General features: G+C 73.2%; 24 protein-coding genes, 1 tRNA gene and 1 pseudogene. 12 read left to right on the top strand and 14 right to left on the bottom strand.

Annotated features, from left to right (window positions below):
- Positions 1-40 precede the first annotated feature (40 nt).
- The gene (locus BM385_RS13345) at positions 41-3190 is read left to right on the top strand and encodes a response regulator (RefSeq protein ID WP_107407817.1); all 3150 of its coding nucleotides are present in this window, start codon (positions 41-43) and stop codon (positions 3188-3190) included.
- Here the strand turns inward: BM385_RS13345 and BM385_RS13340 are convergent.
- From BM385_RS13340 to BM385_RS13310, 7 genes are all read right to left on the bottom strand, one after another.
- Entirely contained in the window at positions 3184-4854 is a 1671-nt protein-coding gene (locus BM385_RS13340) for a long-chain fatty acid--CoA ligase (RefSeq protein ID WP_093843162.1), read from the bottom strand. The two genes, BM385_RS13345 and BM385_RS13340, sit on opposite strands and share 7 nt — an antisense overlap.
- A gap of 98 nt (positions 4855-4952) precedes the next feature.
- The gene (locus BM385_RS13335) at positions 4953-5498 is read right to left on the bottom strand and encodes a SigE family RNA polymerase sigma factor (protein WP_019432274.1); all 546 of its coding nucleotides are present in this window, start codon (positions 5496-5498) and stop codon (positions 4953-4955) included.
- 289 nt (positions 5499-5787) lie between these two features.
- Positions 5788-6108, bottom strand: coding sequence for a hypothetical protein (locus BM385_RS13330; RefSeq protein WP_093843161.1), 321 nt, complete (start codon positions 6106-6108; stop codon positions 5788-5790).
- Between the two features lie 159 nt (positions 6109-6267).
- A complete protein-coding gene (locus BM385_RS13325; protein WP_237751223.1) occupies positions 6268-6993 on the bottom strand; it encodes a hypothetical protein in 726 nt (241 codons plus the stop codon).
- Positions 6968-7540: a sigma-70 family RNA polymerase sigma factor gene (locus BM385_RS13320; RefSeq protein ID WP_254791548.1), complete on the bottom strand. Its 573-nt coding sequence runs from the start codon at positions 7538-7540 to the stop codon at positions 6968-6970. The genes BM385_RS13325 and BM385_RS13320 overlap by 26 nt, the downstream gene beginning before the upstream one ends.
- A gap of 260 nt (positions 7541-7800) precedes the next feature.
- Positions 7801-7890, bottom strand: a tRNA-Ser gene (locus BM385_RS13315).
- Between the two features lie 59 nt (positions 7891-7949).
- Positions 7950-9386 (bottom strand): S1C family serine protease, encoded by a 1437-nt coding sequence (locus tag BM385_RS13310; protein WP_093843159.1) that lies wholly within the window; start codon positions 9384-9386, stop codon positions 7950-7952.
- Between the two features lie 110 nt (positions 9387-9496).
- On the opposite strand from BM385_RS13310, the gene BM385_RS13305 reads away from it, so the two are divergent.
- From BM385_RS13305 to BM385_RS13295, 3 genes and pseudogenes are all read left to right on the top strand, one after another.
- Positions 9497-10285 (top strand): glycerophosphodiester phosphodiesterase, encoded by a 789-nt coding sequence (locus tag BM385_RS13305; protein ID WP_019432269.1) that lies wholly within the window; start codon positions 9497-9499, stop codon positions 10283-10285.
- A gap of 67 nt (positions 10286-10352) precedes the next feature.
- Positions 10353-10844 (top strand): annotated as a pseudogene (locus BM385_RS13300) (ATP-binding protein); the annotation flags it as partial.
- An 87-nt stretch (positions 10845-10931) separates the two neighbouring features.
- Positions 10932-11909 (top strand): DUF5926 family protein, encoded by a 978-nt coding sequence (locus tag BM385_RS13295; RefSeq protein ID WP_093843158.1) that lies wholly within the window; start codon positions 10932-10934, stop codon positions 11907-11909.
- Positions 11910-12123: 214 nt separating this feature from the next.
- On the opposite strand, the gene BM385_RS13290 is transcribed toward BM385_RS13295, so the two are convergent.
- A complete protein-coding gene (locus tag BM385_RS13290) occupies positions 12124-12846 on the bottom strand; it encodes a bifunctional DNA primase/polymerase (RefSeq protein WP_093843157.1) in 723 nt (240 codons plus the stop codon).
- 439 nt (positions 12847-13285) lie between these two features.
- On the opposite strand from BM385_RS13290, the gene BM385_RS13285 reads away from it, so the two are divergent.
- The 4 genes from BM385_RS13285 (at position 13286) to BM385_RS13270 (ending at position 19006) form a co-directional block, all read left to right on the top strand.
- Entirely contained in the window at positions 13286-14722 is a 1437-nt protein-coding gene (locus BM385_RS13285; RefSeq protein WP_254791546.1) for a PP2C family protein-serine/threonine phosphatase, read from the top strand.
- Between the two features lie 117 nt (positions 14723-14839).
- A complete protein-coding gene (locus BM385_RS13280; protein ID WP_093843155.1) occupies positions 14840-16330 on the top strand; it encodes an aminopeptidase P family protein in 1491 nt (496 codons plus the stop codon).
- Between the two features lie 277 nt (positions 16331-16607).
- Entirely contained in the window at positions 16608-17987 is a 1380-nt protein-coding gene (locus tag BM385_RS13275) for a hemolysin family protein (RefSeq protein ID WP_019432263.1), read from the top strand.
- Positions 17984-19006: a hemolysin family protein gene (locus tag BM385_RS13270; RefSeq protein WP_019432262.1), complete on the top strand. Its 1023-nt coding sequence runs from the start codon at positions 17984-17986 to the stop codon at positions 19004-19006. Before BM385_RS13275 ends, BM385_RS13270 begins: the two co-directional genes overlap by 4 nt.
- Positions 19007-19074: 68 nt before the next feature.
- Here BM385_RS13270 and BM385_RS28375 read toward each other — a convergent pair whose 3' ends face one another.
- From BM385_RS28375 to BM385_RS13245, 6 genes are all read right to left on the bottom strand, one after another.
- Positions 19075-19170 carry an imine reductase family protein gene (locus tag BM385_RS28375; protein WP_019432261.1) on the bottom strand — a complete coding sequence of 32 codons (96 nt, stop codon included), beginning with the start codon at positions 19168-19170 and terminating at the stop codon, positions 19075-19077.
- Positions 19171-19272: 102 nt separating this feature from the next.
- The gene (locus BM385_RS13265; protein ID WP_175542993.1) at positions 19273-19809 is read right to left on the bottom strand and encodes a peptidylprolyl isomerase; all 537 of its coding nucleotides are present in this window, start codon (positions 19807-19809) and stop codon (positions 19273-19275) included.
- A gap of 239 nt (positions 19810-20048) precedes the next feature.
- Positions 20049-21329, bottom strand: coding sequence for a hypothetical protein (locus tag BM385_RS26765; RefSeq protein ID WP_093843153.1), 1281 nt, complete (start codon positions 21327-21329; stop codon positions 20049-20051).
- A 19-nt stretch (positions 21330-21348) separates the two neighbouring features.
- The gene (locus tag BM385_RS13255; RefSeq protein ID WP_019432258.1) at positions 21349-21858 is read right to left on the bottom strand and encodes a SigE family RNA polymerase sigma factor; all 510 of its coding nucleotides are present in this window, start codon (positions 21856-21858) and stop codon (positions 21349-21351) included.
- Positions 21859-21989: 131 nt separating this feature from the next.
- Complete coding sequence (locus BM385_RS13250; protein WP_019432257.1) at positions 21990-23210, bottom strand: hypothetical protein; 1221 nt, start codon at positions 23208-23210, stop codon at positions 21990-21992.
- A 169-nt stretch (positions 23211-23379) separates the two neighbouring features.
- Entirely contained in the window at positions 23380-23820 is a 441-nt protein-coding gene (locus BM385_RS13245) for an ATP-binding protein (protein WP_019432256.1), read from the bottom strand.
- 222 nt (positions 23821-24042) lie between these two features.
- On the opposite strand from BM385_RS13245, the gene BM385_RS26760 reads away from it, so the two are divergent.
- The 4 genes from BM385_RS26760 (at position 24043) to BM385_RS13225 (ending at position 26808) form a co-directional block, all read left to right on the top strand.
- Positions 24043-24795 carry a hypothetical protein gene (locus BM385_RS26760; RefSeq protein ID WP_019432255.1) on the top strand — a complete coding sequence of 251 codons (753 nt, stop codon included), beginning with the start codon at positions 24043-24045 and terminating at the stop codon, positions 24793-24795.
- A 93-nt stretch (positions 24796-24888) separates the two neighbouring features.
- Positions 24889-25650 (top strand): YcnI family protein, encoded by a 762-nt coding sequence (locus BM385_RS13235; RefSeq protein WP_019432254.1) that lies wholly within the window; start codon positions 24889-24891, stop codon positions 25648-25650.
- 64 nt (positions 25651-25714) lie between these two features.
- Positions 25715-26377 (top strand): SCO family protein, encoded by a 663-nt coding sequence (locus BM385_RS13230; RefSeq protein ID WP_093843152.1) that lies wholly within the window; start codon positions 25715-25717, stop codon positions 26375-26377.
- A complete protein-coding gene (locus BM385_RS13225; protein WP_019432252.1) occupies positions 26374-26808 on the top strand; it encodes a copper chaperone PCu(A)C in 435 nt (144 codons plus the stop codon). Before BM385_RS13230 ends, BM385_RS13225 begins: the two co-directional genes overlap by 4 nt.
- The last annotated feature ends 2 nt before the right edge of the window (positions 26809-26810 follow it).

The raw sequence follows: 26810 nt of genomic DNA, 5'->3' as shown, positions 1-26810 counted from the left end.
CCCCTGAAACGACCGGCACGGGCTAGGGAGGAACGACGTCGTGAGCAGCAGGCCAGCGAGAGGCGCTGCTCGCCTCGCCGCCATACTCGACGCGCTGCCCGACGCGCTGTTGCTCGTGAACGGCAACGGCACCGTCGTCAACGCCAACGCCATCGCGATGGAGACCCTTGAGGTCCCCGGCGCACCTCTCATCGGACGCGGACTGCTCGATATCGTCCCGGATTTCGATCCGCGCCGTATCCCCGGTTCCATGCGCCGCCCCGAGGAGGACCCCACCGCCCGCACGAAGCCGACCCGCATGGTCGCGCGGCGCACGGACGGCGTCGAGTTGCCGGTCGAGGTGACCAGCGCCGGGCTCAACAACCGGCACGCCCACTACGCTTCCGCCGTGGAGGCCGCCTTCGCCGACGACTACTCCGGCGAGGAACTTCTGGTGCTGGTGGTCCGGGATCTGTCCGGCACGCTGGACACCGAGGCCGAACTCGTCCGCCAGCAGCGGCAGACGGAGATGATCCTGCGCGCGGCCTCCGAGGGCGTGATCGGCGTCGACACGGCCGGGCGGATCGTGCTCGTCAACCCGGCCGCCGCGCAGATCCTCGGCCACCGGGCCAGCCAGCTCGGCGGCCAGGAGCTGCACCCGCTGATCCAGCACTCCCGCGCGGACGGTTCGCCGCTGCCGTACGAGGAGACCCCGCTGCACGACACGCTGCACTCCGGGCGCAAGCACCGGGTGCGCGGCCGGGTGCTGTGGACCAAGGACGGCCGCGCCGTGCCGGTGGATCTGACCACCGCGCCGGTACGGGACGGGCAGCAGCTGGTCGGCGCGGTCCTGACCTTCACCGACCGGCGCCCGTACGACGCGCTCGTCGCCCGCCATGTGCAGTTGCGGTCGGTGCTGAGCGAGAGTCTGCGCGGCCCGCTGGAGCAGCTGCGCACCGAACTCACCACACTGGCCGCCGATCCGGCCGGGCAGCTGTGGCCGGAGGCCAACCAGTTGCTGCACCATCTGGCCGCCGGGTACGCCCGGATGACCACGCTGGTGGACAACGTGCTCAGCTACCAGCGGCTGGACGAGGGCCGCGAGAAGCTGGCGCTGGAGAAGGTGTCGCTGGACGAGGTCGTGGCGGCCGGTGTGGAGGGCGCGACCGAGCTGATCGGGCCGGGCCGGGCGCAGTTCGCCGTGCACGCGCCGCCGATCGACGCCGAGGTGGACCCGGAGCGGCTGGCGCAGGCGCTGGCGCATCTGATCGCCGATGTGGCCGGGGTGGACGCCACCGGGCAGTCCGGCGCGGGCGGCGGGGAGGCCACCATCGTGGTGGCGGCGGCGCAGCGCGGGGATGTCGTACGGATCGAGGTGCGCGGCCCGCACGCGGGCGGCGGCGCGGTGCACGAGCCGATCGTGCGCGGCATCGTGCGCCAGCACGGCGGGGTGTTGCAGACCCATGAGGTGCCGGGGGCCGGTGGCAGCGCGTATGTGCTGGAGGTTCCGGTGTCGGGCGGCGACGGGGCGTCCGCGCCGCAGGCGGTGGGCACCGGGGTGGGCGCGGGCCGGGACGCCGGTGGCGACACCACGGTGATGCCGGTGCCGGCGCAGCCGGCGCGCGGGACGCAGGGCAAGAGCAAGGACGCGCCGGAGCCGGCCGGGACCGAGGCGCCGAGCGGGCGCCGGCGGCGGCAGGGCGAGGCGCTGGAGCTGCCGCCGGGTCCGTCCACGACGCCCGCCGCCGAGCCGGTGGTGGAGGAGTCCGAGGGGTCGGGCGGCCGGCGGCGCCGCGCGCTGGCCCCGGCGCCCCCGGCGGAACCGGTCGCCGGGCCGGAGCCGGAGATCCCGCAGCAGGCGACCGCGCCCGGGGCCGAGGCGCCGACCGGGCGGCGCCGCCGGGCCAACCCGGGGGAGGCGCAGCCGGCGCTGCCCGCCCAGCCGCAGGGCCCGGCGCCGGCTCCGGCTCCCGAGGCCGAGCCGGAGCCGCAGCCCGTCGAGCACTCGGTGGTGGCGGCCAGCCCCATCCTGGACGGCAGCGCGCCGCAGAACGCGCTGCCGGTGCGCCAGCCGCGCGCGCTGCCGATGCCCGGCAGCGACCGGGCGGGCAAGCCCGACGCCCGGTCCGCCGTGAGTGTGCAGACGCTCGGCCAGGGCGTGCCCGTCCACACCCCGGCGCAGGGCACCGGCACCGGCGGTACGCAGCCGGGCCGCCGCCGCAAGCTGGCCGCGCCGCCGGACGAGGCCACCGACGCCGTGCCGCCGGGTCCGGTCGCCGGGCCGGTGCCGGAGGCGCGGGCGGTGGGTGCCGCGCGGCAGGCGGCGCAGAACGTGACGGGCGGTGGCCGGGAGTTCGCCATCAGCGCCCCGGCGGCCGGTGCCGCCGAGGGCCCGGAGCCGCTGGACGGCCCGGGCGGCGCGGTGGAGGTCACCGAGGGCCGCCCGGGGGCGGCCCCGCGGGTGTCGGCCCCGGCGGACGACGAGCTGCCGCCGGAGCCGCTGGACAATCCGCGTCGGCTGCTGGTGTGGCCGGAGCCGGACGTCTCGACGCAGCAGGCGCTGACCGAGCGCGGCTACCGGCCGGTGCTGGTGCACTCCCGTGAGGAGGTCGACGCCCAGATCGCCGCCTACCCGGCCGCGTTGTTCGTCGACCCGCTCACCGGGCCGATCACCCGGACCGCGCTCCAGTCACTGCGCCAGGCGGCGGTGGCCGCCGAGGTGCCGGTGCTGGTGACGGCGGGCCTGGGCCAGGCGAGCCGGGAGGCGGCGTACGGCGCCGACCCGGCGGTGCTGCTCAAGGCGCTGGCGCCGCGCGACAGCGAGCAGCATCCGCCGCGCGTCCTGCTGGTGGAGGAGCAGCCGGCCATCGCGCAGGCGCTGGCCATGTCGCTGGAGCGGCGCGGCATGCAGGCGGCGCACGCCGTCTCCGACGCGGAGGCGATGGAGGTGGCGGCCCAGATCCGGCCGAACCTGGTGGTGATGGATCTGAACCAGGTGCGCCGGCGCCGGGCCGGGATCATCGACTGGCTGCGCATCAACGGGCTGCTGAGCCGTACCCCCTTCGTGGTCTACACGGCGGCCGAGATGGATCCGGCGCAGCTGCCGCAGCTGGCGTCGGGCGAGACGGTGCTGTTCCTGGCGGAGCGTTCCACGCATCCCGAGGTGCAGGGGAAGATCGTGGATCTGCTGACGAAGATCGGCGCTCACTGACGGGGGTCCGGTACGAGGGTGGTGACCGTGAGGCCGCCTTCCGCGTACCGGGCCCGCAGCACCTTCTTGTCGTACTTGCCGACGCTGGTCCTGGGCACCTCCTCGATGGTGGTCCAGTGCTCGGGGAGCTGCCAGCGGGCGAGCTTCTCGCCGAGGTGGTCGCGCAGCGCGGCGTAGTCGGCCTCGCCGTCCGCCGGGACGACGCAGGCCAGCGGACGTTCGCCCCAGCGCTCGTCGGGGACGGCGACGACGGCCGCTTCCCGGACCGAGGGGTGGCCCATGAGCAGCCCTTCCAGCTCGACCGAGGAGATCCACTCGCCGCCGGACTTGATGACGTCCTTGGCGCGGTCGGTCAGCCGCAGATAGCCGTCGGGGGTGATGGTGCCGACGTCGCCGGTGCGCAGCCAGCCGTCGGGGCTGAACCGGTCGGCGGGCCGTTCGGGCTCGGTGCTGCCCGCGCCCGCCCAGTAGCCGCCGGCGATCCAGGGGCCGCGGACCTCCAGTTCGCCGGCGGATGAGCCGTCCCAGGGCATCTCGGTGCCGTCCGGGCCGATGAGCCGGGCCTCCACGCCGGCCGGGAAGCGGCCCTGGCTGAGCCGGTAGGGCCACTCCTCCTCGGGGGTGAGGCCGGGGGGCGGCTGGGAGGTGGTGCCGAGCGGTGAGGTCTCGGTCATGCCCCAGGCGTGCGCGACCCGGATGCCGTGCCGCTCGTCGAGGGCGCGCATCAGGGGTTCGGGGCAGGCGGAGCCGCCGATGGTGACGGTGGTGAGGGCGGAGACGTCGCGGGGGCGTTCGGCCAGCTCGTGCAGGAGGCCCTGGAAGAGGGTGGGGACGGCGGCGGCGTGGCAGGGGCGTTCGGTGGCGATCATGTCGGCGATGTGGCCGGGCTGGAGGAACCGGTCGGGCAGCAGCAGGTTGAACCCGGACAGCAGCGCGGCGTGCGGCATGCCCCAGCTGAGCACGTGGAACATCGGCACCAGGGCCAGGGAGGTGTCGCCGGCGGTGAAGGCCATGGACTCGGCCATGTTGACCTGCATGGCGTGCAGGTGGATGGAGCGGTGGGAGTAGACGGTGCCCTTGGGGTCGCCGGTGGTGCCGGAGGTGTAGCACAGGGCGGCGGGGTCGCGTTCGTCCAGCTGGGGCCAGTCGTACGTGGTGGGGCGGCCGGCGATCAGTTCCTCGTAGGCGTGGACGCGGGCCCGGGCGCCCGCCAGCAGGGAGAGGTCGCCCGGGCCGGAGACGACGATGTGCTCGACGCGGTCGAGGCCGGGCAGCAGGGGGGCGAGGAGCGGCAGCACCGAGCCGTTGACGATGATCACCCGGTCGTCGGCGTGCTGGATGACGTACCGCAGCTGGTGGGCGGGGAGCCGCAGGTTGAGGGTGTGCAGGACGGCGCCCATGGCGGGGAGGGCGCAGTACGCCTCGACGTGCTCGGCGTTGTTCCACATCAGGGTTCCGACGACGCTTCTCGGGGTCACCCCGAGTTCGTCGCGCAGCGCGTGGGCGAGCTGGGCGGAGCGGCGGCCGATCTCGGCGAAGGTGCGGCGGTGCGGTGCGGCGGGGTCGCCGGTCCAGGTCGTGACCGTCGATGTGGCGTGGATGGTGCTTCCGTGCCGCAGCATGCGCGCGACGGTGAGCGGTACGTCCTGCATCGTGCTGAACACCGGAGCCTCCCGAGGTCACTCTGGGTAACACCATGATGCCTCGGCAGTCTGACAGTCCCGGCGGGATCTGTCAGGAGGGCGTGCAGGGGGTGCGCCGGTCAGGCGGCGAGGACCTGGGGGCGGGTGACGGCCACCAGGTCGGTGTCCTCGCGGAGCTTGGCCAGGGCGCGGGAGACGGCGCTCTTGACGGTGCCGACGGAGACGCCGAGGAGTTCGGCGGTGGCGGCCTCGCTGAGGTCTTCGTAGTACCGCAGGACGACCATGGCGCGCTGCCGCTCGGGGAGCTTGCGCACGGCCTGCCACATGGCCTCGCGTATCGCCTGCTGCTCGGCCGGGTCGGGCTCGGGCAGCGGGTCGGGCTCGGGCAGCTCGTCGACGGCGTACTCGTCGACGCGGCGCTTGCGCCACTGCGAGGTGCGGGTGTTGACCAGCGCGCGGCGGACGTAGCCGTCCAGCGCCCGGTGGTCCTCGATGTTGTCCCACGCCACGTAGGTCTTGGTGAGCGCGGTCTGGAGGAGGTCCTCGGCGTCACTGGGGTTGGCGGTCAGCGAGCGGGCGGTACGCAGCAGTACCGGGCCGCGTGTCCGCACGTAGGAGGTGAAGGTCAGTGGCGTCCCCGGCCGGGCCGTCCTGGGCGTGGTCATGGAAACCAACGTAGGCGGCCGGACCCCTTCCCCGGATCGGCCACAGGTCGCGATGAAGCATCCGCCCCAGGGAGTAGAGGTGGCTCCGGCGACACCACCCAGGGGTGGAGGAGCGGGCGGTGGCTCCTCAGGGATCGTCAGGGATCCACCTGATGATCCGGGGCCGGGCGGACATGACCGTGCGACCGCGCCTCGCGGCGCGGTCGCACGGTCTGCCCCTGCCCGGTCACCCTCCGATGTCGCACCCCTGCGGGCCGTGGCCCGGGGGCGGCTCAGTGGGCCCGACGGTTCACCACAGGGGGCTGAAGACGACCTGGAAGTTGGTGGTGTCCTGGTCGATCGCCACGAAGGCGGCGTCCTTCACCTGGGCGGCGTTGCTCTGGTTGGTCGCCCCGGTCCCGGTGGCACCCTGCTGGATGGTGCCGCTGTTCCCGGTGTTGACGCCGAGGACACCGCTGCCCAGGGCGCTGACGGCGGTGGCGTCCGAGGCAATGCCCGCCTGCGCCTCGGCGTCGCCGATCAGCGCGTGAGCGGTCCCACCGAGGAGACCGACCGCCAGCGGGACGGAGGCGGCGGCGGCGATGACACGAGCGGTGCGGATGCTTGCCATGGAATTCCTCCAGTGAACCGAAGTGGTGTTTGAGCACGACGTCGCGCCATCAGAGTTGCCCACCCCGGATCCGGGCATTCACGTTTCACCGCCGCATTCGCTCGCACGAATGAAGGCTTCCCGATAAACGTCTCCGGCAGCCTCGTACGGCTGAAGATCTCAGGCGGAGGTGGTCAATTCTTCGATTCTCTGAGCGAAATCGATCGCAGGCAGCGGCAGTTCGATCTCGTCGACGAAATGCACGGCCTCCGGTACGTAGCGCAGCACGGCGCTCGCGGTGGCCGTCAGATAGCGGCAGTCGCCGCGCAGCAGGCCGAGCACGCGCAGCACCAGGTCGGTGGTGGCGCCGCCGCCTTCACCGCCCTCCCCGTTCTCGCCGCCCTCGCCGCTCACCTCGGTGGCCTGGCCGCGCCACAATTGCGCCTCCCAGACCTCGCCGAGGGTGAGGTGGTGCAGATAGAGGCAATAGGCGGCGGCCCCGTCCCCGGCGCCGGCCGCGAATTGCCACCAGAAGCGCGCGCTGTCCTCCCGGCCGGCCAGCTGGAGCACGCAGCCGAGTACGCGCGCGCCGTCCGGGTGCGGAATGCGCCGGCCGAGAAAGGCCGACATGTGCTGGAGCGCGCCGTCCCGTTCGATGACGGTGCGGCACAGGATTTCGAGATGGCCGGCCGCCTCGGCGTCGATCCGGGTACGGCGCGGCGGCAGGGCCTCGCCCCGCACCGAGCGCACCTCGTCGTCGAAGTGGAGGGCGCCGAACAGCACGCGGTGGGTGACGCGGGCCGCGAGCCGCAGTTCGGCGGCGTCCAGCTCGGCCTCGGAGTACGGCCGGGCGACCACCGCGGCCTTGGCCAGCATCCGGTCAATCGGCGAGCTCGGCGAGGTCACCACTGTCCCCTTCCCGCTCCAGCCCGAGCGCCTCCTTCAGCCGCCGCCGCGCGTACCGGGCGGTGGAGCGGACGCCGGGCACGCTGATGCCCAGGACATCGGCCGTCTCCTGGACGTCGTACCCGATGCAGTACAACAGGACGATCACATCATGCTGCCGCTCGGGCAGCTCCTGGATGGCCCGGTAGAGGCCCAGGCTCTCCTCCAGTTCACCGACCGGGTCCACGGCGTTCCGCAGGGCCCGGGTCTCGAAGGCGACGGTGTCGGTGAGCACCGGGCGCCGGCCGCGGGCGAGGGCGGCCTCCCGGGTCCTGGCGCGCAGGATGGTCCAGGCATGCTGGGCGGGGCTGTCCAGCCGCAGTACCTCGCCCCAGTCGGCGGCCAGCCGCTCGAAGAGGTCGTCCACGACCTCCTCGGCGTCGGCGCGGGCTCCGAGGAACAGTTCGGCCCAGCGGACGTAGGCCGGGCGGTACAGCTGATGGAACGCCCGGAAGTCGGCAGGCAGCGGCACCACCCCCGCCAGCGGGGCACGAGATCCTTCGGTCATCGGTTCCCCTCCTGGGCGCCGGTGGCGGCGGAAGCGTGGTGCGGGATCACAGAACCCTCGGGTCCTCTCAAGTCGTCGGCGGCGCAAGTGCCTTGGGCACCATCTACCGGAGTCAACGAACAACGGGACCCCATCGTGCATCATAAAGGCCGGAAAACTTACGGACTGAAGCGTTCCGGTTACCCAAAACGATCACTCCTGGGCACGCCTCAGGGGCACCCGCTGGGCCGGAACGGTACTTCCGGTCCCGCGGGCACCCCTGGCGGAGACTGTGGGATTTGAACCCACGGTGACATCGCTGCCACGACGGTTTTCAAGACCGTTCCCTTAGGCCGCTCGGGCAAGTCTCCCTCGCCGCCCGTCAGGACGGCAGGAGTAAGGGTAACGGCTCGCGGTGGATGGGGTGGTGTTACGCGTCGCCCACCCGCTGGTCCAGGACGATCTCGGCGGTGTGCTCCCGGCCGTCGCGCTGGTACGTCACCTCGACGGTGTCGCCCGGCTTGTACGTCCAGATCTCGCTGATCAGCGTCGGACCGCTGTCGATGACCCGGTCACCGAACCGGGTGATCACATCGCCCGCCCGCAGCCCCGCGCCGGCCGCCGGGCCGCCCGGGGTGACCGCTTCCTCGCCGGCCGGCGCGTTCTCCGAGATCCGGGCGCCCGGGGTGTCGCCGCGCATCTCCACCGAGGCGCCGATGATCGCGTACACCGGCTGACCGCTGTCGATCAGATCCTGGGCCACCCGCTGCGCCTGGTTGATCGGAATGGCGAAACCGAGACCGATACTGCCCGCCTGGCTCTGGCCCATCCCACTGCCGGGCGTCGACTGGATCGCCGAGTTGACCCCGATGACCTCGCCGTCGCCGTTCAGCAGCGGACCGCCGGAGTTGCCCGGGTTGATCGAGGCGTCCGTCTGCAGCGCGCTCATGTAGGAGGCGTTGCCGCCCTGGCCGTCCGAGGAGGCCACCGGGCGGTTCTTCGCGCTCACGATGCCGGTGGTGACCGTGCCGGAGAGGCCGAACGGCGCGCCGATCGCGATCGTCGCGTCGCCCACCGCCACCGCGTCCGAGTCGCCCACCGGCAGCGGCTGCAGGTCACGGTCCCCGGCGTCCAGCAGCCGCAGCACCGCCACGTCGTACCCCTCGGCCCGGCCCACGACCTCCGCCTGGTAGCTCGCGCCGTCCGAGAAGGTGACCGTCAGGGTGCCGCCGTCGGCGGCCGAGGCCACCACGTGGTTGTTGGTGAGGATGTGGCCGTCCTCGTCGTAGACGAAGCCGGTGCCGGTGCCGCCCTCGGTGGTGGACTGGGCCTCGATCGTCACCACACTGGGCAGCGCCGCCTCCGCTATCCCGGCCACCGACTCCGGCGCGCGGGCGACCGTGCCCTCACCGGCGCCGGAGGCCGTGGCACTGGTGACGGTGCCGTCGCGGTCGGCGACCAGATAGCCGACACCGCCGCCCACGCCGCCCGCCAGCAAGGTGGCGGCGAGCACCGCCGCGATCAGCCCGCCGCGCCGCTTCTTCGGCGGCCCGGCGGTCGGGAAGGCGGCCCACGGGGCGTCCGGCGGCGCGGCCGGCGGGCCCACCGGGCCGCCGAAGGTCCCGGTGGGCGGGTCGGCGGGCGGCGGCCCCGCCGGACCGGCGGAGGCCGGCGCCCCCGGCAGAGCGGGAAGCGGAGCCGTCGGGGGCGCGGGTACCCCGGGGGCCGGTGCCCCGGCCACGGGTGCCCCCGGCGGGACGGGGGGCGCCGACGCGGCCGGGTGCGCGGGCTCGTCGGGGGCGACCGCCGGCGGTGCGGGCACGGGCCGCTCCTGCGGCCGGCCCTGGCCCTCCTTCTCGGTGCTCACAGCGTTCTCCTCGGGTGCGCGGACGGGCAGGGGTGCTGCGGGGCAGTGCGAGCAGTCTTCCCCAGTGTCCGTCAGCGCCGCGTAAACCCGGTGCATGACAGGATGAGCCGATGGAACCCGCACCCCACCGGATCCAGGTGATCGCGCACCGGGGCTCCTCCGAGGACGCCCCCGAGCACACCCTGGCCGCCTACCGCAAGGCCATCGAGGACGGCGCGGACGCGCTGGAGTGCGATGTCCGGCTGACCGCGGACGGCCATCTGGTGTGTGTGCACGACCGGCGGGTCAACCGGGTCTCCAACGGGCGCGGCGCCGTGTCCGCCATGGAGCTGGCCCAGCTGAACGAGCTGGACTTCGGTTCCTGGATGACGCCCTCCGGCATCGCCGAGACCCCCGACGCCGCCGATCCCGAGCGCACCACCGTGCTCACCCTGGAGCGGCTGCTGCGCCTGGTCGCGGACGCCGGACGGCCGATCGGCCTGGCGATCGAGACCAAGCACCCCACCCGCTGGGCGGGCCGGGTGGAGGAGCGGCTGCTGGAGGTACTGGCGCGGTATCCGCTGCCGGGCGAGGTCCGGGTGATGAGCTTCTCCGCCCGCTCGCTCCAGCGGGTGCGCAGGGCCGCGCCGGAGCTGCCCACCGTCTTCCTGATGCACTTCCTGCTGCCGCGCAACCGCTCCGGCCGGCTGCCGGCCGCCGCCGCGATCGCCGGCCCCGGCATCCGCATCCTGCGCCGCGACCCGGGGTACGTGGAGCGCGCGCACCGGGCCGGGCACCGGGTCCATGTGTGGACGGTGGACGATCCGGCCGATGTGGAGCTGTGCGCCCGGCTCGGGGTGGACGCCATCATCACCAACCGGCCGCTCACGGTGCGTGAACAGTTGACCCGGATGGGCTGACCAGAGCCTGACGGGGAGTGCACCGGCGCATTCGCTTCGTATCCGATCATTACGAGTACGTCAACGGATGTGTCACGGCCGGTTTCCGCTTTCCGAACCGAGGGCATCCCCTCCATGGCGTGGGGCAAAGGAGGTCTCGGGGGTGGCGTTGGTGGTCACACAGCAGGTACCGACGTCGTCGTCCATGTCGGTACCCCACGGCCCAGGTGGCGTGGGGACCGCGAGACGGCGGATGCGATGGGAATTGCTGGAAAATGGTGCGACGGAAACGGTCATCGACGATGCCGTATTGATCCTTTCCGAACTGCTCAGTAATTCATATCGACATGCCCGGCCATTGGGTGACGGACACCACGTCCGCGCCTCCTGGGCGCAGGACGCCGACGGCGAGATCACCATCTCGGTGACGGACGGTGGCGGCCCGACCCGGCCGCGCGCCGGCTCACCCTCGGTCACGGCCCGTGGCGGACGCGGGCTCACCATCATCACCACGCTCGCCCGCGCCTGGGGCGTGCACGACGCCGATCCCTCCGGCGCGGTCACCGTCTGGGCGGTGCTCGATCCACGCTGAGGGACACCCTGTGTGAGCCACTAAGCTCGCGGCGAAGCCGTAGGAGTACGCGACACACGCAGGAGACCCGCCCGCATGGCCAAGAAGCGCCGCCCCCGTACCCAGCCCAGCGCCGCGGCCACGCCGCAGCTCACCGAGGGCGAGATCCCCGTCGTCGGCGCGCGGGAGCCGTGCCCGTGCGGCTCAGGACGCCGCTACAAGGCCTGCCACGGCCGCGCCGCCGCCCAGGCCGCCACCGAGCTGGTGCGCCGGCCCTTCGAGGGGCTGCCCGGCGAGTGCGACTGGGTCGCGCTGCGCGAGCTGGTGCCCGCCGCCACCGTGCCGCTGACCCTGCACGAGGGCCTGCCCGCCGACGTCCCCGCGCTCACCCTGGCCACCGTGCTGCCCATGGCCTGGCCCGCGCTGCGCCGCGACGACGGCACCGTGCTGCTGGGCCTGCAGAACGACACCGCCACCGGCGACCTCTCCCGCGACCTCGCCGACGTCCTCACCCGCGCGCTGACCACCACCCCCGGCAGCCCGGTCGCCGCCGCCCGCACCGCGCCCGGCGGGCCCCGGCTCCAGGACCTCCTGGACCCGGCAGCCCCGTTCGTGCCCGAGGTGCACAGCGGCTTCGAGTTCTGGCTGGACGACGCCGAGTCGGCCACCGGCGAGGTCGCCGCCTCCCTGGAGCGCGCCAACGCCGCCGCCGTCCCCACCACCCGGCTGACCGGCGTCGACGCCGCCTACTGGTGCCGTACCCCGGACAAGAACCACCTGCGCTGGGTCATGCCGCACCCCGAGGACCAGCTGCTGGACGCGCTCGCCCGGCTGCACGCCGCCGGGGCCGCCACCCTCGGCGAGGACACCCGTCTGGTCGGCTCCTTCCGGGCGCACGGGCTGACCGTGCCGGTGTGGGACCTGCCCAGCGCGTTCGGCGCCGAGGAGTGCGAGAAGCCGGCCGCCGCGTTCGCCGAGCGGCTGGCCGAGGCGCTGGCCGCCACCACCCCGCTGACGGCCGACGAGCGCAAGGCGCGCAGCGGTCTCACCAACCGTCAGATCACCCTGAACTGACGGGTCGTCCGGACGGAGTGATTCCGGTCACAGGCCCCCGGGCAGATGGCGGGATCCGCCGACGCCGGGCCGGGCCGGGATTTGCGAATCCCACAGGAGTTGTTACCGTCTGAAGTGAGCCCGGTCGCTGGTGCATCCCCCGTCGCCAGCGACCGGGTTCTTCGCTGCCCGGGCCCGGGCCCCACCGGGCGGCCAGGCGCCCCGGCCGAGCCGGCTAGGAGGCCAGCCGCGAGCCGCCGCCCGGGGTACGGATCGCCGCCTCCACCAGTACGTCGAGCAGCGCCGCGGTGCGCGGCAGCCGGATCCGCCCGTCCCGTCCCGGCCACGGACCGCGCAGCCAGGCCGCCCGCCCGGCGGCCAGCGGCGAGGGCGGCAGCGGCACATAGCCCCCCGCCGAGTGGAAGCGCAGCGAGCCGGGCACCAGGTCCCGCGCGTACAGCAGCTCACCCAGCTCCGCCGGGTCGTACGGCGCCACCAGCCAGTGGGCGCGGGACGGGGTGATCACCACCGGACCGGTCCGCACCCCCCTGTTCGCCAGTTCGGCGTGCGCCCAGGGCGCCGCCGCGGCGGGCAGGCTCACGGCGCACGGGGCCCCGTCCGTCCCGGTGGCCAGGATGATCGGCGCCGCCGGGCGCCGTATCCACCACCAGCCCACCATCCGCCGGTCACTGGAGGCCGCCAGCAGTTCGGGGTCCAGCGGGTGCGCGCCGGGCACCACGCAGCCGGGCTTCCCGCAGCCGCAGCGGCCGTCCGGCCCCGCCTCCACCCCGGGCAGCACCGGCCAGCCGCAGTGCCGGGCGTAGCCCAGCGCCGCGTCCCGCAGTGCCCGCCCGGAGCCGCGCCCCGCGCCGCCACCGGTGCCGTCGCCGCCGCTCCCGCCGTCGCCCCCGCTTCCGCCCCTGCCGTTCGTGCGTCGCATTCCGAGGATCTCGCGCATGAGCGCTCGTCCCTTCCTTCGCGGCTGATTGAGGGCCGGAAGAGGTCTTCCGGCCAATCACTCACGTGGAACTCAGATCACCGTATGTAGCGTCGTGCGCATTGGTGAGGACGCCAGAACCCAAACAACCGTTCCGGCCATGACTGGCCCGGAGCTCTACCCCGTACCTACCCAGCCCGTCCGGCTCGATCGCCGCCGGCTCTCCCCAGTCGATCGCGCGCCACGCGCACCGGCGGCCCTTTTACGCCAAAGTCTTCTGGACCCGGCCTGTCGATCAGAGAACACCACAGTCACACGGGCATCATCATTCCCGACCCACGAACACACCGGACACCAGGCCCCGCACGCCGGCAGCCGTGCGTCGTTCCCGGTCGCCACACACCACTGGGGGGTTTGCGATGAGATCACGGCGATCACTCCGCGACGGAAGAGAGCGCCCATGAGCACATCCGTCCCCTCCAATGTGGCCGGAATCCACCCAACGATCACCCCCGTACCGCAAACTCCACCCCCCGGTGACTCACCCGCCCCACCCGGCGCGGCACCCGAGCGGCTCGCCTCCTGGATCAGCGACCTCACCGCCCTCCACGACCTCACCGAGCGACTCGCCCGCACCAGCACACTCCGTGACGCCCTGCACGAAACCCTGCGCGCCGGCGCGCACCTCATCGGCGCCCGCCGCGGCCTGATCGCGCTGCGCCCCCCGGCGCCCGGGGACCGGGAAGGACCCACCGCCCCGGACCGGCTCACCGGGTACGGCCTCACCCCCGCCGACCTCGGCCAGCTGGAGACCGTGCCGCCCGCCGCCGCCCCGCACACCCGGCTCCTGGACGGCGCCGGTGACGGCGCCGCCACGGAACTGACCCACCCCGACCTCGCCGCCGACGACACACTCGACCCCCGGCTCCGCGACGTCGCCCGCCTGCTCGGCTGCGCCGCCGGCCACGCCGCCCTGCTCACCGCCGAACCCGGCACGAGCACCGGCACCGGCTCCGCGCACCGGCTGCTCGCCGCGGCCCTCTGGCTGTACGACGAGGCCGCCGAACCCGACCAGCGCCAGCGCGAACTGCTCACCCGCTATCTGCGGCACGCCGCCCAGCACCTCGCCCACCACGCCGCCCTCGCCACCGCCCGCGCCGAGCTGGCCACCCTGCGCGAGGGCCTGCTGCCCGGCCGGCTGCCGTACCTCCCCGGCGTCACCCTCGCCGCGCACCACCGGCCGCAGTCCGCCGGCGGCGGCGGCGACTTCTACGACGCCCTCGCCCTGCCCGACGGCGCCCTCGGCCTCGCCATCGGCAGCACCGCCGCCGCCGGCGACACCGGCGCCGCCACCGTGGCCGCCGTGGGACGGCTGCGGGCCGGACTGCGCGCCTACGCCGTCATGGAGGGCGAGGACCCCGTCGCCGTCCTCTCCGACCTCGAACTGCTGCTGCGGCTCACCGAGCCCGCCCGCAGCGCCACCGCCCTCTACGGCTTCGCCGAGCCCGCCGCCGGCAAACTCGTCCTCGCCTCCGCCGGACACCCGCCGCCCCTGGTCGTCGGGGAACACCGCACCGAGTTCGCCGACACCACCCTCTCCGCCCCGCTCGGCATGCTCGCCTGCTGGGAGGCGCCCAGCGTCGAGATCGACCTCGCCCAGGGAGAAACGGTCCTGCTCTACAGCGCCGGGCTGCTGCACCGCACCGGCGAACCCCGGGACCGCGCCTTCGCCCGGCTCCAGAGCGCCGCCCGCGCCGCCACCCCCCGGGTGCGCGCCGACCCGCAGGCCCTCATCGACCACATCCTGCGCGCCCTGCCCGCCGGGGCCGCCGCCGAGGCCGGCGGCCCGTACGACGGCCGGGAGGAGACCGTTCTGCTCGCCGCCCGCTTCCACTGAGCCACGCAGCGTGGCGCCCGGGCCCGCGCCCTCTATGTCTGGCCCTGAACGGCTCTGTCCCGCATCCCCCACTCGCACATACGATGGAACCCGGTCCCCACCGGGGCCGGTGCCGGCATGCGAGGAGGCAGCAGGGTGGCCGAGGAAGCCAGGCCCACGGACGGGAAGAAGCCCGCCGAGACCATCAAGCAGCGCAAGAACAACGTGAACAAGACGGTCTCCGACGAGCTGGCCGAGAACATGAAGACCGGCTGGGCCGACACCGAGCAGCGCGACCTGGAACCCATCCCCCAGGCCGGCCGCACCGCCGCCCGGCGCGCCGCGCTCTCCGCCCGCTTCCCCGGCGAGCGGCTGGTCATCCCCGCCGGACGCCTGAAGACCCGCTCCAACGACACGGAGTACCCCTTCCGCGCCGCCACCGAGTACGTCTACCTCACCGGAAACCAGACCGAGGACGGCGTGCTGGTCCTGGAGCCCACCGAAGCCGGCGAGGACGGCCCCGGGCACGACGCCACCCTCTATCTGCTGCCCCGCTCCGACCGCGAGAACGGCGAGTTCTGGCTCAGCGGGCAGGGTGAGCTGTGGGTCGGCCGCCGCAACAGCCTCACCGAGGCCGAGCAGCTGTACGGGCTGCCGGTGGCCGACGTCCGCACCGTCGCCGGGCTGCTCAAGGAGGCCACCGGGCCGGTCCGGGTGGTGCGCGGCCACGACGCCACCATCGAGACCGCCCTCACCGACAAGGTCACCGCCGAGCGCGACGCCGAGCTGAAGAGCTTCCTGTCCGAGCAGCGGCTGATCAAGGACGACTTCGAGATCGCCGAGCTGACCTACGCCTGCGAGGCCACCGCGCGCGGCTTCGAGGACGTCGTGCGGGTGCTGGACAAGGCGGTCGCCACCTCCGAGCGGTACATCGAGGGCACCTTCTTCCTGCGCGCCCGCGTCGAGGGCAACGACGTCGGGTACGGGTCGATCTGCGCGGCGGGGCCGCACGCCACAACCCTGCACTGGGTGCGCAACGACGGCCCGGTGCGCCCCGGCGAGCTGCTGCTGCTGGACGCCGGGGTGGAGACCCGCACCCTGTACACCGCGGACGTCACCCGCACCCTGCCCATCGACGGGCGCTTCACCGAGCTCCAGCGCAGGATTTACGACGCGGTGTACGAGGCCCAGGAGGCCGGCATCGCCGCCGTGAAGCCGGGCGCCAAGTACCGCGACTTCCACGAGGCGGCCCAGCGCGTCCTGGCCCGGCACCTGGTGAACTGGGGCCTGCTGGAGGGCCCGGTCGACCGGGTCCTGGAGCTGGGCCTCCAGCGCCGCTGGACGCTGCACGGCACCGGCCACATGCTCGGGCTCGACGTGCACGACTGCGCCGTCGCGCGCCGGGAGGCGTACGTCGAGGGCACCCTGGAGCCGGGCATGGTGCTGACCGTGGAGCCGGGGCTGTACTTCCAGAGCGACGACCTCACGGTGCCGGCGGAGTACCGGGGCATCGGGGTGCGGATCGAGGACGATCTGCTCGTCACCGAGGACGGCAACCGCAATCTGTCGGCCGGCCTGCCGCGCGAGGCGGGCGAGGTCGAGGCGTGGATGGCGCGGCTGACCGCCTGACCACCTGATCGTCATGGTCGGACGACCGGCTGTGACGCCTGAACGTTCCGCCTGGGACGCGAGGTGTCACGGGGACGTTTCCGGGTACAGCCCTGGGAACACGGACACCTCGCGTCCCGTTGAACAAGCTGCCAGACCGTTCACAATCATGCTGAACGGTGACACCCACCACGAAAGGAGATAACTTGTCCGCCAATTCGTCGGACCCTCCTGGGCATAGTCCCCGACCACCTCGCCCGCATAGAACGGACAGCGGCACACGGCGAGGTGGTGTCAGTTGAGTGCCGCACTGCTGGGCCTGCTGGCAGTCATCGTGCTGACCGCGGGTACCGGATATTTCGTCGCCCAGGAATTCGCCTATGTGGCCGCAGACCGGCTCGCTCTCCAGAGTGAGGCCGCCGCGGGCGACAAGCGCGCCGCACGCGCGCTGAAAGTCCAGGAACGGCTGTCGTTCATGCTCTCCGGCGCCCAGCTGGGCATCACCGTGACGGGCCTGATCGTGGGCTTCCTGGCCGAACCGGCCTTCGCCACCCTGCTCGATCCGCTGCTGAGCGGCATCGGTGTGCCCGAGGCCGCCGCGACCGGTATCGCGCTGGTGACGGCGTTCCTGCTGGCCACGGTCATCCAGATGGTCCTGGGTGAGCTGGGCCCCAAGAATCTCGCCCTCGCCGTGCCCGAGCGCCTCGCCAAATCACTGGGCGCCTCCACCCTGCTCTATCTGAAGGTGGCGGGCCCGCTGATCCACGTCTTCGACTCGGCGGCCAACAAGCTGCTGCGCAAGGTGGGCATCGAGCCGGTGGAGGAGCTGCACCACGGAGCGACCCTGGAGGAGCTGGGCCGCCTGATCGACGAATCCCACGAACACGGACAGCTGACGCACGACACCGCGCAGCTGCTGGATCACGCTCTGGAGTTCTCGGATCGCACCCTCGCGGAGGTGATGGTTCCCCGGGTGGACGTGAGCTATGTACGCGCGACCGATCCGGTGGCATCCGTCGTCGCGCTGATCGGCGAGCAGGGACACTCCCACTACCTGGTGGTCGGCGAGCGCATCGACGACATCACCGGGGTGCTCGGGGTCCGCGAACTGCTGCGGACCACCCCCGAGGAGCTGGCCGGCGCCCCGTCGGGCCCGCTGGCCCGTCCGGCGCTGCTGCTGCCGGACACCCTGCCGCTGCCCGGCGCGGTGGAGCAGATGCAGGCGGCGGGCGAGGAGTTCGCCGTGGTGCTGGACGAGTACGGCGGTCTGGCCGGCATCGTCACGCTGGAGGACATCGCCGAGGAACTGGTCGGCGAGATCGCCGACGAGACCGACGAGATCGAGCTGCCGGCGATCGCGGACGGCACGAGCTGGCTGGTGGACGCGGGGCGCCGCGTCGACGAGGCGGCCGAGGCCACCGGGATCCCGCTGCCGGAGGAAGAGGACTTCGAGACCGTGGCCGGTCTGATCATCAACCGCTGCGGGCGCTTCCCCGCCGTCGGCGACCGGATCGAGGTCGGCCTGGCGGACGGCACCGCGGCCGTGATCGAGGTGCTCACCCTGGACCGCAGGGTGCCCGGCAGGATCCGGCTGGAGCGCGTCGAGCCGCCCGCGCCCGGTACGGCCGGTGACGTCCCGGTGGGCGCGCCGCGTGAACGGGTGGAGCAGCGCTCATGAGCATGGGCATGGCCAGCCTGATCACGGTGCTGCTGCTGATCGGCAGTGGCTTCTTCGTGGCCGCCGAGTTCGCGCTGGTCGCGGCGAAGCGGCACCGTCTGGAGCAGGCGGTCACCGAAGGAAGGCGCGGCGCCAAGGCGGCGCTGGCCGGAACGCGTGAGCTCTCGCTCATGCTGGCCGGCGCGCAGCTGGGCATCACCGCGTGCACCCTGGGCCTGGGCTCCATCTCCAAGCCGGCGATCTCCCACGAGGTCGATCCGCTGCTGGAGAAGCTGGGGCTGCCCAGCGGGCTCTCCTACGGCATCGCGTTCCTGTTCGCGATGATCGTGGTGGTGTTCCTGCACATGGTGGTCGGTGAGATGGCGCCCAAGTCTTGGGCGATCTCCCACCCGGAGCGCTCGGCGATGCTGCTGGCGCCCCCGTTCCGCGCCGTGGTGGCGGCGGTCCGGCCGGTCATCTGGGCCATGAACAAGATCGCCAACGGTCTGGTCCGGCTGTGCCGGGTGACCCCGCGCGAGGAGCTGACCTCGATCCACGACCGCGATCAGCTGGCCCACCTGGTGGGCGAGTCGCAGCGGCTCGGCCTGATCAGTGAGGCGGACTCGGGGCTGATCACCCGTTCGCTCACCGAGCCGATGTCGCCGGTGGGCGCCATCCTGGTGCCGGCCGACAAGATCGCCGAGGTACCGGCCGGGGCCGGCGTCGAGGCGATCCTGGACGCCGCCCGGGCCAGCGACCACACCCGGCTGCTGGTACGGGACGGGGAGCGGGTGCTCGGCTCGGTGCACGCCCGGGACGCCATCGTGGCGCGGGCGGACGGCCGGCGGGTGACCGCCGGTGAGCTGGCTCGGCCGGTGCCGGAGCTGGCACCGGAGGACACCGTCAGCCACGCGGTGGAGCAGCTGCGGCAGCGGCGGGCCTCCCTCGCGGTGGTCCGGGACGGCGACGGCCGGCTCGCCGGGCTGATCAGCCTGGACGATCTGCTGGTCCGGCTGATGCGGCCGGAACCGGTGGCGTAACGGCGCCCGGAAGAACGGGGAAGGCCCCGGTCCGCGAGAGCGGGCCGGGGCCTTCCGTGCGTCGGGGGCTACCGCCTGAGCAGTTCCAGCACGCGGGCGAACCCGTCCCCGCCGTGGCCCTCGGCCACGGCCCGGTCGGTCAGCGCCTTGACGGCGTCCAGCACCCCGCGGAGAAGGACGGCAGGAAAACGGCCGGGGTCACCGGCGGCACACGCTGAGCGTGCCGCCGGTGGCCCCGGCCGGGGAAAGTGCGCGGTGCGGGCCGGTCAGTCGCCGATGGTGACCGACTCGATGACGATGTCCTCCACCGGCCGGTTGTCCATGGGATCGGTCTCGGTGGCCGCGATCGCGTCCACCACGGCCTTGGACTCCTCGTCCGCGACCTCACCGAAGATGGTGTGCTTCTGGTTCAGGTGCTCGGTCGGGGCCACCGTGATGAAGAACTGCGAACCATTGGTGCCCGCACCCGCGTTGGCCATCGCGAGCAGATACGGCTGGTCGAAGGTGCGGCCGGAATCGACCTCATCCTCGAACTGGTAGCCGGGGCCGCCCATGCCGGTGCCCATCGGGTCACCGCCCTGGATCATGAAGCCGTCGATCACCCGGTGGAAGATGACGTCCCGGTACAGCGGCTCACCGTCCTGCTGCCCCTCCCAGGGCAGCGAACCGTCCGCCAGCCCCACGAAGTTGGTCACCGTCAGCGGCGCCTCCTCCGGGAACAGGGTGAGCGCGATATCGCCCTCACTGGTGTGCAGCACGGCGCTGGTGGCCTCGGAGACCTCCGCCCCGGCCGGGCCGGCCAGCCCCGAGGGGCTGTCCTGGCCCGGGTCGGTCTCCTCCTGGTCCTGCTGCGGCTGGCCGCTGGGCTGCTCCTGGTCCTGGGAACCGGTCGATTCCTCGTCCCCGGATTCGGAGCCACAGGCCGTGATCAGGCCCAGGCACAGCAGCGCGGCGGCCAGTCGCCGGGATGTGCGGTTCACGTGCGATGCCTTCCGTCCGTGGTCATTTCGGCCTCAACATCATGCACCACACCTGCCCCGTCTCACCGGAAAAGGTCACGCCATTCCGGAGCGGAGGCCAGCTCCCGCAACTCGTCCATGGTCAGCGGGCTGTCGGACCGGGTCGGCGCGTCCGGGTCGTCGATGCCGGCCGTGTTGGACACGGTGATGTCCATCGAGGCCCCGTCGGGCAGATAGAGGCTCACGGTCCACACCCCGAGCGGATCGTCCGCCGAGGGGCCGAGGTCGCAATAGTCCAGCCGCGCCCCGTCCGCCAGCGGTTCGGAGCCGCAGTACTCGTCCTCTTCCCACTCCTCGACCGGGTCCTCCCAACCCGGCTCGTACGGCCCGTAGATGTCGTACGGCTCCCACAGCATCACCGAGACATAGCCCGGCCCCTGACCGTCGTCGACCACCAGATAGATCTCGCCCGGCCCACTGGACTGCTGCACGTCCTCGGTGATGTCCAGCCGCCCGGGCGCCAGCGAACGGAACAGGTCCCGCAGCACGTCCGGTGCCACATCGATCAGCTCGGGACCGGTGTCGATGTCGGGCGTGCCGTAGGTCTCGTCCAGGAGGTCGAAGACCTCCTGCCAGACCGGCGCCGTGGCGATCTCGGCCAGCTGGTCCTGGTCGATCAGCGGCTGGTAGCCGTCCGGATCGTCGAGATCCGTCATCTCCTTCTCGAAGCCCACGGTGACCGTGCGGGACCAGGACGCGTCCGCGTTCCCGTCGGGCACCTCCAGCATCGCCATCCAGTGCCGGCTCTCCAGCTCCTCGTCCTCGCCCAGCAAGTCCTCCCGGGTCCGGGTGAGCACCGCGCCGTCCGGCAGCTCCTCCTCCGCGCAGTGGTAGCCGTCGCTGTCGGGCACCATGCAGCCCAGGCTGTCCTCCGAGCCCTCCATCGCCCAGCGGTGGATCATCACGCCGAGGGTGGCGTCCCCGGGGGTCGAGTCCCCGAGCTGGAGGTAGATCCCCGGCTCCTCCGCGCCGAGCGGGCTCGTGGCCTCGCCCGCCAGGATCTCGATCCCGCCCGGGAGCATCCCGGACAGCGTCTCCACCATGTCCTCGCGGCTCTGCGGGACACCGTCGGCCACCGGCGTGCCGGAGCCGCCGCCCGTGAGCTGCACCGCGCCCACCGAGAGCAGCGCCACCGCGGCGGCGCCCCCCATGACGCCGGCCCGCCGCCGGAAGACCCGGGCCCGGCCGCGGCGCAGCCCGGCCTCGGTCAGCCGCGCCGGGTCGGGCTCGAAGCCGCCACCGGTCTGCCGCAGCAGGGCGCCGAGTTCCTGCTCGAAGGGTGTGGTGTGGTCGTCGTTTCTCATGCTCTGATCTCCTTCGGCCTTACCGAGCGGTCAGTTCAGCGAGACCGGACGCGCCGAGCACGCCTCGGAGCTTGGTCAGGGCCCTGCTCGATCGGGTGCGCACCGCGCTGGAACTGGTGCGCATCATGGCGGCGGTCTGCTCCACGCTCAGGTCCTCCCAGAACCGGAGCACCAGCACCGTGCGGTCCAGCGGCGGCAGCTGGGCGAGCGCCTGGAGGAGAGTGATGCGGAGCGTGGAGTCCGCCGAGGGGGCCGGCTGGTCGGGAATGCTGACCGCCGGGCTCTCCCCGCTGCTGCGGCGGCGCTTGTACGTGAGGAAGCAGCGCACCAGAACCGTCTGCGCGTAGGCCGCGGGGTTGTCGATGCAGCGCTTGCGTTTCCAGGCGGTGTACATCCGCCCGAGCGTCTCCTGGACGAGATCCTCGGCGAGGTGGGTGTCGCCGCTCGTCAGCAGACACGCCGACCGGTACAGGGCACCGCTGCGCCGCATGGCGAAGTCCCGGTACGCGTCCAGATCGCGCTGCTTCATCTGTCCCCCTCGATCCCCGGGGGCCGCTCCCCGCGCTCACTAGGTCGACGCGCGAGCAGCCACCGGACGTTACAGCCTTTTTCCGGGAGTGGCGGTGATCGCCGTCACCGCCACCCCGGGCAACGGACGGGTCAGACGGTGTACTGGGCGATCAGGTCGGCCCAGACCCCGTCGGTGGCGATCTCGGCCAGCTGGTCGGCGGTCAGCGGAGCGTCGGCCCGCACCGGCGCGTTCTCCCAGTCGGCGAGGTTGGTCTGGGTGATGTCGATGCCCGAGCCGTCGGGGTAGTAGACGGTGGCCCACCACAGGCCGACCGGGTCCTCGTCGGTCGGCGCGGCCGAGCACACGCTCAGCTCGGCGCCGTCCTCCAGGACGGAGTCGGCGCACTCGACGCCGCTCTCCCCGTCGTCGAAGCTCTCGATGTCCTCGACGTCCTCGAAGCCCTCCTCACCGGAGGCGTCCCACGGGCCCCAGGCCGAGATGGAGAGCAGCGCCGCGCCCTTGCCGTCGTCCGTCAGCAGCTCGGCGGAGTTGACCTCGTCGGCCCCGTGGTCGACATCGGTGACCTCGATGCCCTCGGGTGCCAGCGCGCGGAACGCGTCCCGCAGCTCGGCGGCCGGGATCTGCGCGGAGTCCTCCTCCCACTCCTCCTCGGCCGGCTCCCCGTACTCGGCGTCCAGCGCGGCCAGCAACTCCTGCCACACCGGCGCCTGCACGGCTTCCGTCAGCTGCTGCTCGTCGAGGACCGGCACATAGGCGTCCGCCCCCGCGCTCCCGGTCAGCTCCTTGTACTGCGACAGGTACACGCTGCGGCCGGTCTCGCTCTCGAACTCGGCGCTGCCCGGGCCCTCCAGCCACACGTCCCAGCCGATGGCGTGGAACGGCTCGCCGTCCTCGCCCTCGCCCGAGCCGTCGGTCTCGTACTCCCAGGTGTTGACCGACAGCAGCCGCCCGTCGGACAGCTCGGTCTCGGTGCAGTCCGCGACGAAGCCGTCCTCGCCCGTGCCGTCACCGTTGTCCGGGCAGCCGGCCCACTCCGTCCAGTCGCCGGCGGAGCGGCTGACGCTCACATCGATGGTGGTGGTGCCGCCGGTGCTGTCCCCGGCCTCCACGGCGGCGAACGGGTATTCGCTGTCGAGATACCCCTGGCCGTACGCGTCGGTGATCTCGGTGCCCTCCGGCAGCAGGCCGGTCAGCGCCGCCACGATCTCCTGCTCGGTGCCCGGAGCGCCGCCCTGCCCGGACGCCGCGCTCGCGGATGCCGCCCCCATGGTCGTCGCCGCGGCCACGGTGGCGATCGCCGCCGTCAGGGCCGCCCGGCGCCGCCAGCCGCGCTTCACCGTCGTGCTCATATCCCTCAACCCCCATCAGAACCGGCCCCCGGCCGGTGCGAGTGACTCGGCGAGCCGCGGTCCTTCCCGCCTCTCGCCCTTCACTCATTTCGATGCGGTGGGCCGGCCGGGATGTTGCACGCCGGTCGGGAAAACATTCCGGGTCACCGGGACGCCCCCGGCGCCGGCCTCACGACGCCTTCAGCAGCGCCGCGTCCTCCCGCCACTTCAGGATCTTGTCGAAACTCACCACGGCACCACCGCCACCCGGGTGGTTGCCGAACCTGGCCGCGTCCGACAGCGCCTCGATCAGCTGGAGCCCCCGCCCGCCCGGCTCCAGCGCGTGGCTCTCCCGGCGCGGACCGGGAGGATCGGCCGGGAAACCGGGCCCGGAGTCGACGACCTCGATCCGGCACACGTCCCCGTCGATCGACGCCGTCACCCGGTACACGGCCGCCTCCCCGCCGCCGTGCTGGACGGCGTTGGCACACGCCTCGGTGAGCGCCACGCACAGTTCGTGCGCGATGTCGGCATCCACCCCCGCCGTCTCCATGGCGCCCAGCAGCAGCCGGCGGGCGAGCGGGACGCTGGACGCCTCCCGCCGCAGTTGGAGTGACCACCAGATGCTCATGCTCCAGCCTCCTGGCCGCGGTACGCCGTGGACACCCCTAGGCATTGCCGGTCAGCGCCACCCGTAAGCGTGCGAAGGAACCAACACCCCCCATTCAGCGGATGTACCCGGACGCTTACGTCGATATAACGACAGCCCGATGAGGGTGAATGCAGGCACATGCGTACGATCCCCGATCCCGCCCGTCTCCGCGCGGACACCCGGTGAGATGATGGGCCCGCCATGTGTGCGGGAGCCGATCTGCGTCTGCTGCGGGCCGCTGTCTTCGCCGCGGCCTGCACCGCCCTGGCCGCCGCCGGGCACCTCGGCGCCGGCGGCCCCCCGCTCCCCGCCTGGACCCTCCTCGCCGCCTGGGCCGCCGTCTGCGCCGTGTGCGTCCCGCTCGCCGGCCGCGAACGCCGCTCCCTGCCCGCGCTGACCGCCGCCCTGGCCGCCGGACAGCTCGCCCTGCACCACCTCTTCTCCCTCGGCCAGTTCGGCCTCCCGCCGCACGGCGGGCACGGCGACGGCCCCGGCGGCGCGCTCGCCCTCGCCGCCCGGCTGCTGTGCAACGACTACGCCGCCACCCTCACCGAGGCCGAAGCCGCCGAGATCGCCCACAACGCCGGCCTCACCCCCGCCGCACCCGCCGCCGAGGCCGCGGCCCAGGCCGCCCACAGCGCGCCCAGCGGCCCCCTGATGCTCGCCGGCCACCTGCTGGCCGCCCTCGCCACCGGCGCCCTGCTGCGCCGCGGCGACGCCGCGCTGTGGCAACTGGTACGGCTGGCCGCCCGCGTCGCCGCCGCCCACCTGCCGTGGCCGCTCGCCGTCCACCTGGCCCGGCTGCTGCACGGCGCCACCCGCCCCACCCCGTACCTGCCCGGCGCCGCCCGCGCCGACCGGCTCCCGGCCGGCACCAAGCCGCCCACCCTGCTCCTGGCGCACAGCATGCACCGGCGCGGGCCACCGGCCGCGCCGCTCGCACTCGCGGCCTGAACGCCTCCCCGGACGGACAGCGAAAGGGGAGCGCGTCGCCCTGCCGCGCGCACCACCCCGACCGTCCGATCCCAGCGCCCATGGAGCCTTCCCATGCACCGCACCCGTGCCGCCGCCCGCGCGGCCACGCTCGGCCTCGCCCTCGGCGGCGCCCTCGCCCTCGCCGGCACCGCCCACGCCCACGTCTCCGTCGACCCCGGCGAAGCCGCCCAGGGCAGCTACGGCGTCGTCAACTTCAAGGTCCCCAACGAGCGGGCCGACGCCTCCACCATCCGGCTCGAAGTGCACCTCGACCCCGACCACCCGCTGGCCTCCGTCATGCCCCAGCCGGTCCCCGGCTGGGACGTCGAGGTGCAGACCGTCACCCTCGACGAACCCCTCGAATCGCACGGCAACCAGATCACCGAAGCCGCCAGCGTCATCACCTGGAGCGGCGGCGAGATCGCCCCGGGCACCTTCCAGCAGTTCCCCGTCTCCATCGGGCAGCTCCCCACCGACACCGACCAGCTGGTGTTCAAGGCCATCCAGACCTACGACAGCGACGAGATCGTCCGCTGGATCGAGGAGCCCACCGCCGACGGCACCGAACCCGAGCACCCCGCCGCCGTCCTCGCCCTCACCCCGGGCGACGGCGACGGCCACGGCCACGGCGCCCCCGCCTCCGGGGACGACACGGACGGCGACGCCGGCCACGGCACGGAATCGGTCGTCGCCGACGCCGCGGACGCCACCGACACCACCGCCCGCATCCTCGGCGCCGGCGGCATCATCGCCGGACTGGCCGGCATCACCTTCGGCGTCCTCGCCGGACGCCGCCCCACCGGCCCCGCCACCGGCGACCGCTCCCAGGACTGACCCCCGCGGGGCGGGCGGCGCCCGGCCGCCCGCCCCGTACCCGAACCGCACCACAGGAACACACATGCGTCTGCGCACCCATGCCCGCACCGCCGCCGTCGCCCTCGCGGCGGTGCTCGCCCTCACCGCCTGCGGCGGCGACACCTCCTCCGACGGCGGCGGCGACTCCCTCGCCGACGTCTCCGGCGAGCAGGACCCCACCCAGGGCACCGTCCTCGACACCCCGTTCGCCAAGCCGGCCATCACCCTCACCGACACCGAGGGCGAGCCGTACGACCTCGTCGCCGAGACCGCCGGCCACGCCACCCTCCTCTACTTCGGCTACACCAACTGCCCCGACGTCTGCCCGCTCACCATGAGCAACATCGGCAACGCCACCGCGGGACTCACCCCGGAACAGCGCGAGAACCTGCGCGTCGTCTTCATCACCTCCGACCCCGAGCGCGACACCCCCGAATCCCTCGGCCCCTGGCTGCGCGCCCAGGGCGAGGACTTCATCGGGCTCACCGGCGACTTCGACACCATCCAGGAAGCCGCCCGCTCGCTCGGCATCCACATCGACGCACCCACCCAGGACGAGAACGGCACCTGGATCTCCACCCACGGCTCCCAGGTGCTCGCCTTCCTCCCCACCGACGACAAGGCACACGTCATCTACATGGAGGGCGTCACCCAGGACACCTACGCCGCCGACCTGCCCGGACTGATCGAGGGGCGCACCCCGTGAGGCGCACGGCGCTCGCGGTGACCGCCGCGCTGCTCGCACTCACCGGCTGCTCGGCCGGCGACGGCGAGCCACGGCTGACCGCGCAGAACGCCTACATCCCCGAACCCATCACCGGCGACATGGCCGGCGGCTTCCTCGTCATCGAGAACACCGGCGACGCCGACGACACCCTCACCTCGGTGCACAGCGACCTCGCCGAGACCGTCGAGATGCACGAGACCGTCGACAACGCCATGCGCCCGGTCGACTCCTTCACCGTCCCGGCCGGCGGCACCCTGAGCCTGTCCCGGGGCGGCAGCCATCTGATGCTGCTCGGCCTGACCCACAAGCCCGTCGAAGGCGAGCAGGTCGAGCTGGAGCTGCGGTTCGAGAAGTCGGCACCCATCACCGTCGACGTCCCGGTCAGGGCCACCACCTACACCGGGGAGTGATC

This window comes from Streptomyces harbinensis, from assembly GCF_900116145.1.
GTDB classification, from domain to species: Bacteria; Actinomycetota; Actinomycetes; order Streptomycetales; family Streptomycetaceae; genus Streptomyces; species Streptomyces carpaticus.
Note: the sequence above shows the minus strand (reverse complement) of the source record. Positions and strands in the feature narration are given on the sequence as shown.

Excerpts from the sequence above, each read along its gene's own strand:
- BM385_RS26765 (WP_093843153.1), bottom strand. The coding sequence starts at position 21,329 with ATGAGAAACGACGACCACACCACACCCTTCGAGCAGGAACTCGGCGCC.
- BM385_RS26760 (WP_019432255.1), top strand. The coding sequence starts at position 24,043 with ATGTGTGCGGGAGCCGATCTGCGTCTGCTGCGGGCCGCTGTCTTCGCC.
- BM385_RS13320 (WP_254791548.1), bottom strand. The coding sequence starts at position 7,540 with ATGACCGAAGGATCTCGTGCCCCGCTGGCGGGGGTGGTGCCGCTGCCT.
- BM385_RS13270 (WP_019432262.1), top strand. The coding sequence starts at position 17,984 with ATGAGCATGGGCATGGCCAGCCTGATCACGGTGCTGCTGCTGATCGGC.
- BM385_RS13330 (WP_093843161.1), bottom strand. The coding sequence starts at position 6,108 with ATGGCAAGCATCCGCACCGCTCGTGTCATCGCCGCCGCCGCCTCCGTC.
- BM385_RS13230 (WP_093843152.1), top strand. The coding sequence starts at position 25,715 with ATGCGTCTGCGCACCCATGCCCGCACCGCCGCCGTCGCCCTCGCGGCG.
- BM385_RS13235 (WP_019432254.1), top strand. The coding sequence starts at position 24,889 with ATGCACCGCACCCGTGCCGCCGCCCGCGCGGCCACGCTCGGCCTCGCC.
- BM385_RS13285 (WP_254791546.1), top strand. The coding sequence starts at position 13,286 with ATGAGCACATCCGTCCCCTCCAATGTGGCCGGAATCCACCCAACGATC.
- BM385_RS13305 (WP_019432269.1), top strand. The coding sequence starts at position 9,497 with ATGGAACCCGCACCCCACCGGATCCAGGTGATCGCGCACCGGGGCTCC.
- BM385_RS13335 (WP_019432274.1), bottom strand. The coding sequence starts at position 5,498 with ATGACCACGCCCAGGACGGCCCGGCCGGGGACGCCACTGACCTTCACC.
- BM385_RS13255 (WP_019432258.1), bottom strand. The coding sequence starts at position 21,858 with ATGAAGCAGCGCGATCTGGACGCGTACCGGGACTTCGCCATGCGGCGC.
- BM385_RS13245 (WP_019432256.1), bottom strand. The coding sequence starts at position 23,820 with ATGAGCATCTGGTGGTCACTCCAACTGCGGCGGGAGGCGTCCAGCGTC.
- BM385_RS13280 (WP_093843155.1), top strand. The coding sequence starts at position 14,840 with ATGCGAGGAGGCAGCAGGGTGGCCGAGGAAGCCAGGCCCACGGACGGG.
- BM385_RS13290 (WP_093843157.1), bottom strand. The coding sequence starts at position 12,846 with ATGCGCGAGATCCTCGGAATGCGACGCACGAACGGCAGGGGCGGAAGC.
- BM385_RS13250 (WP_019432257.1), bottom strand. The coding sequence starts at position 23,210 with ATGAGCACGACGGTGAAGCGCGGCTGGCGGCGCCGGGCGGCCCTGACG.
- BM385_RS13295 (WP_093843158.1), top strand. The coding sequence starts at position 10,932 with ATGGCCAAGAAGCGCCGCCCCCGTACCCAGCCCAGCGCCGCGGCCACG.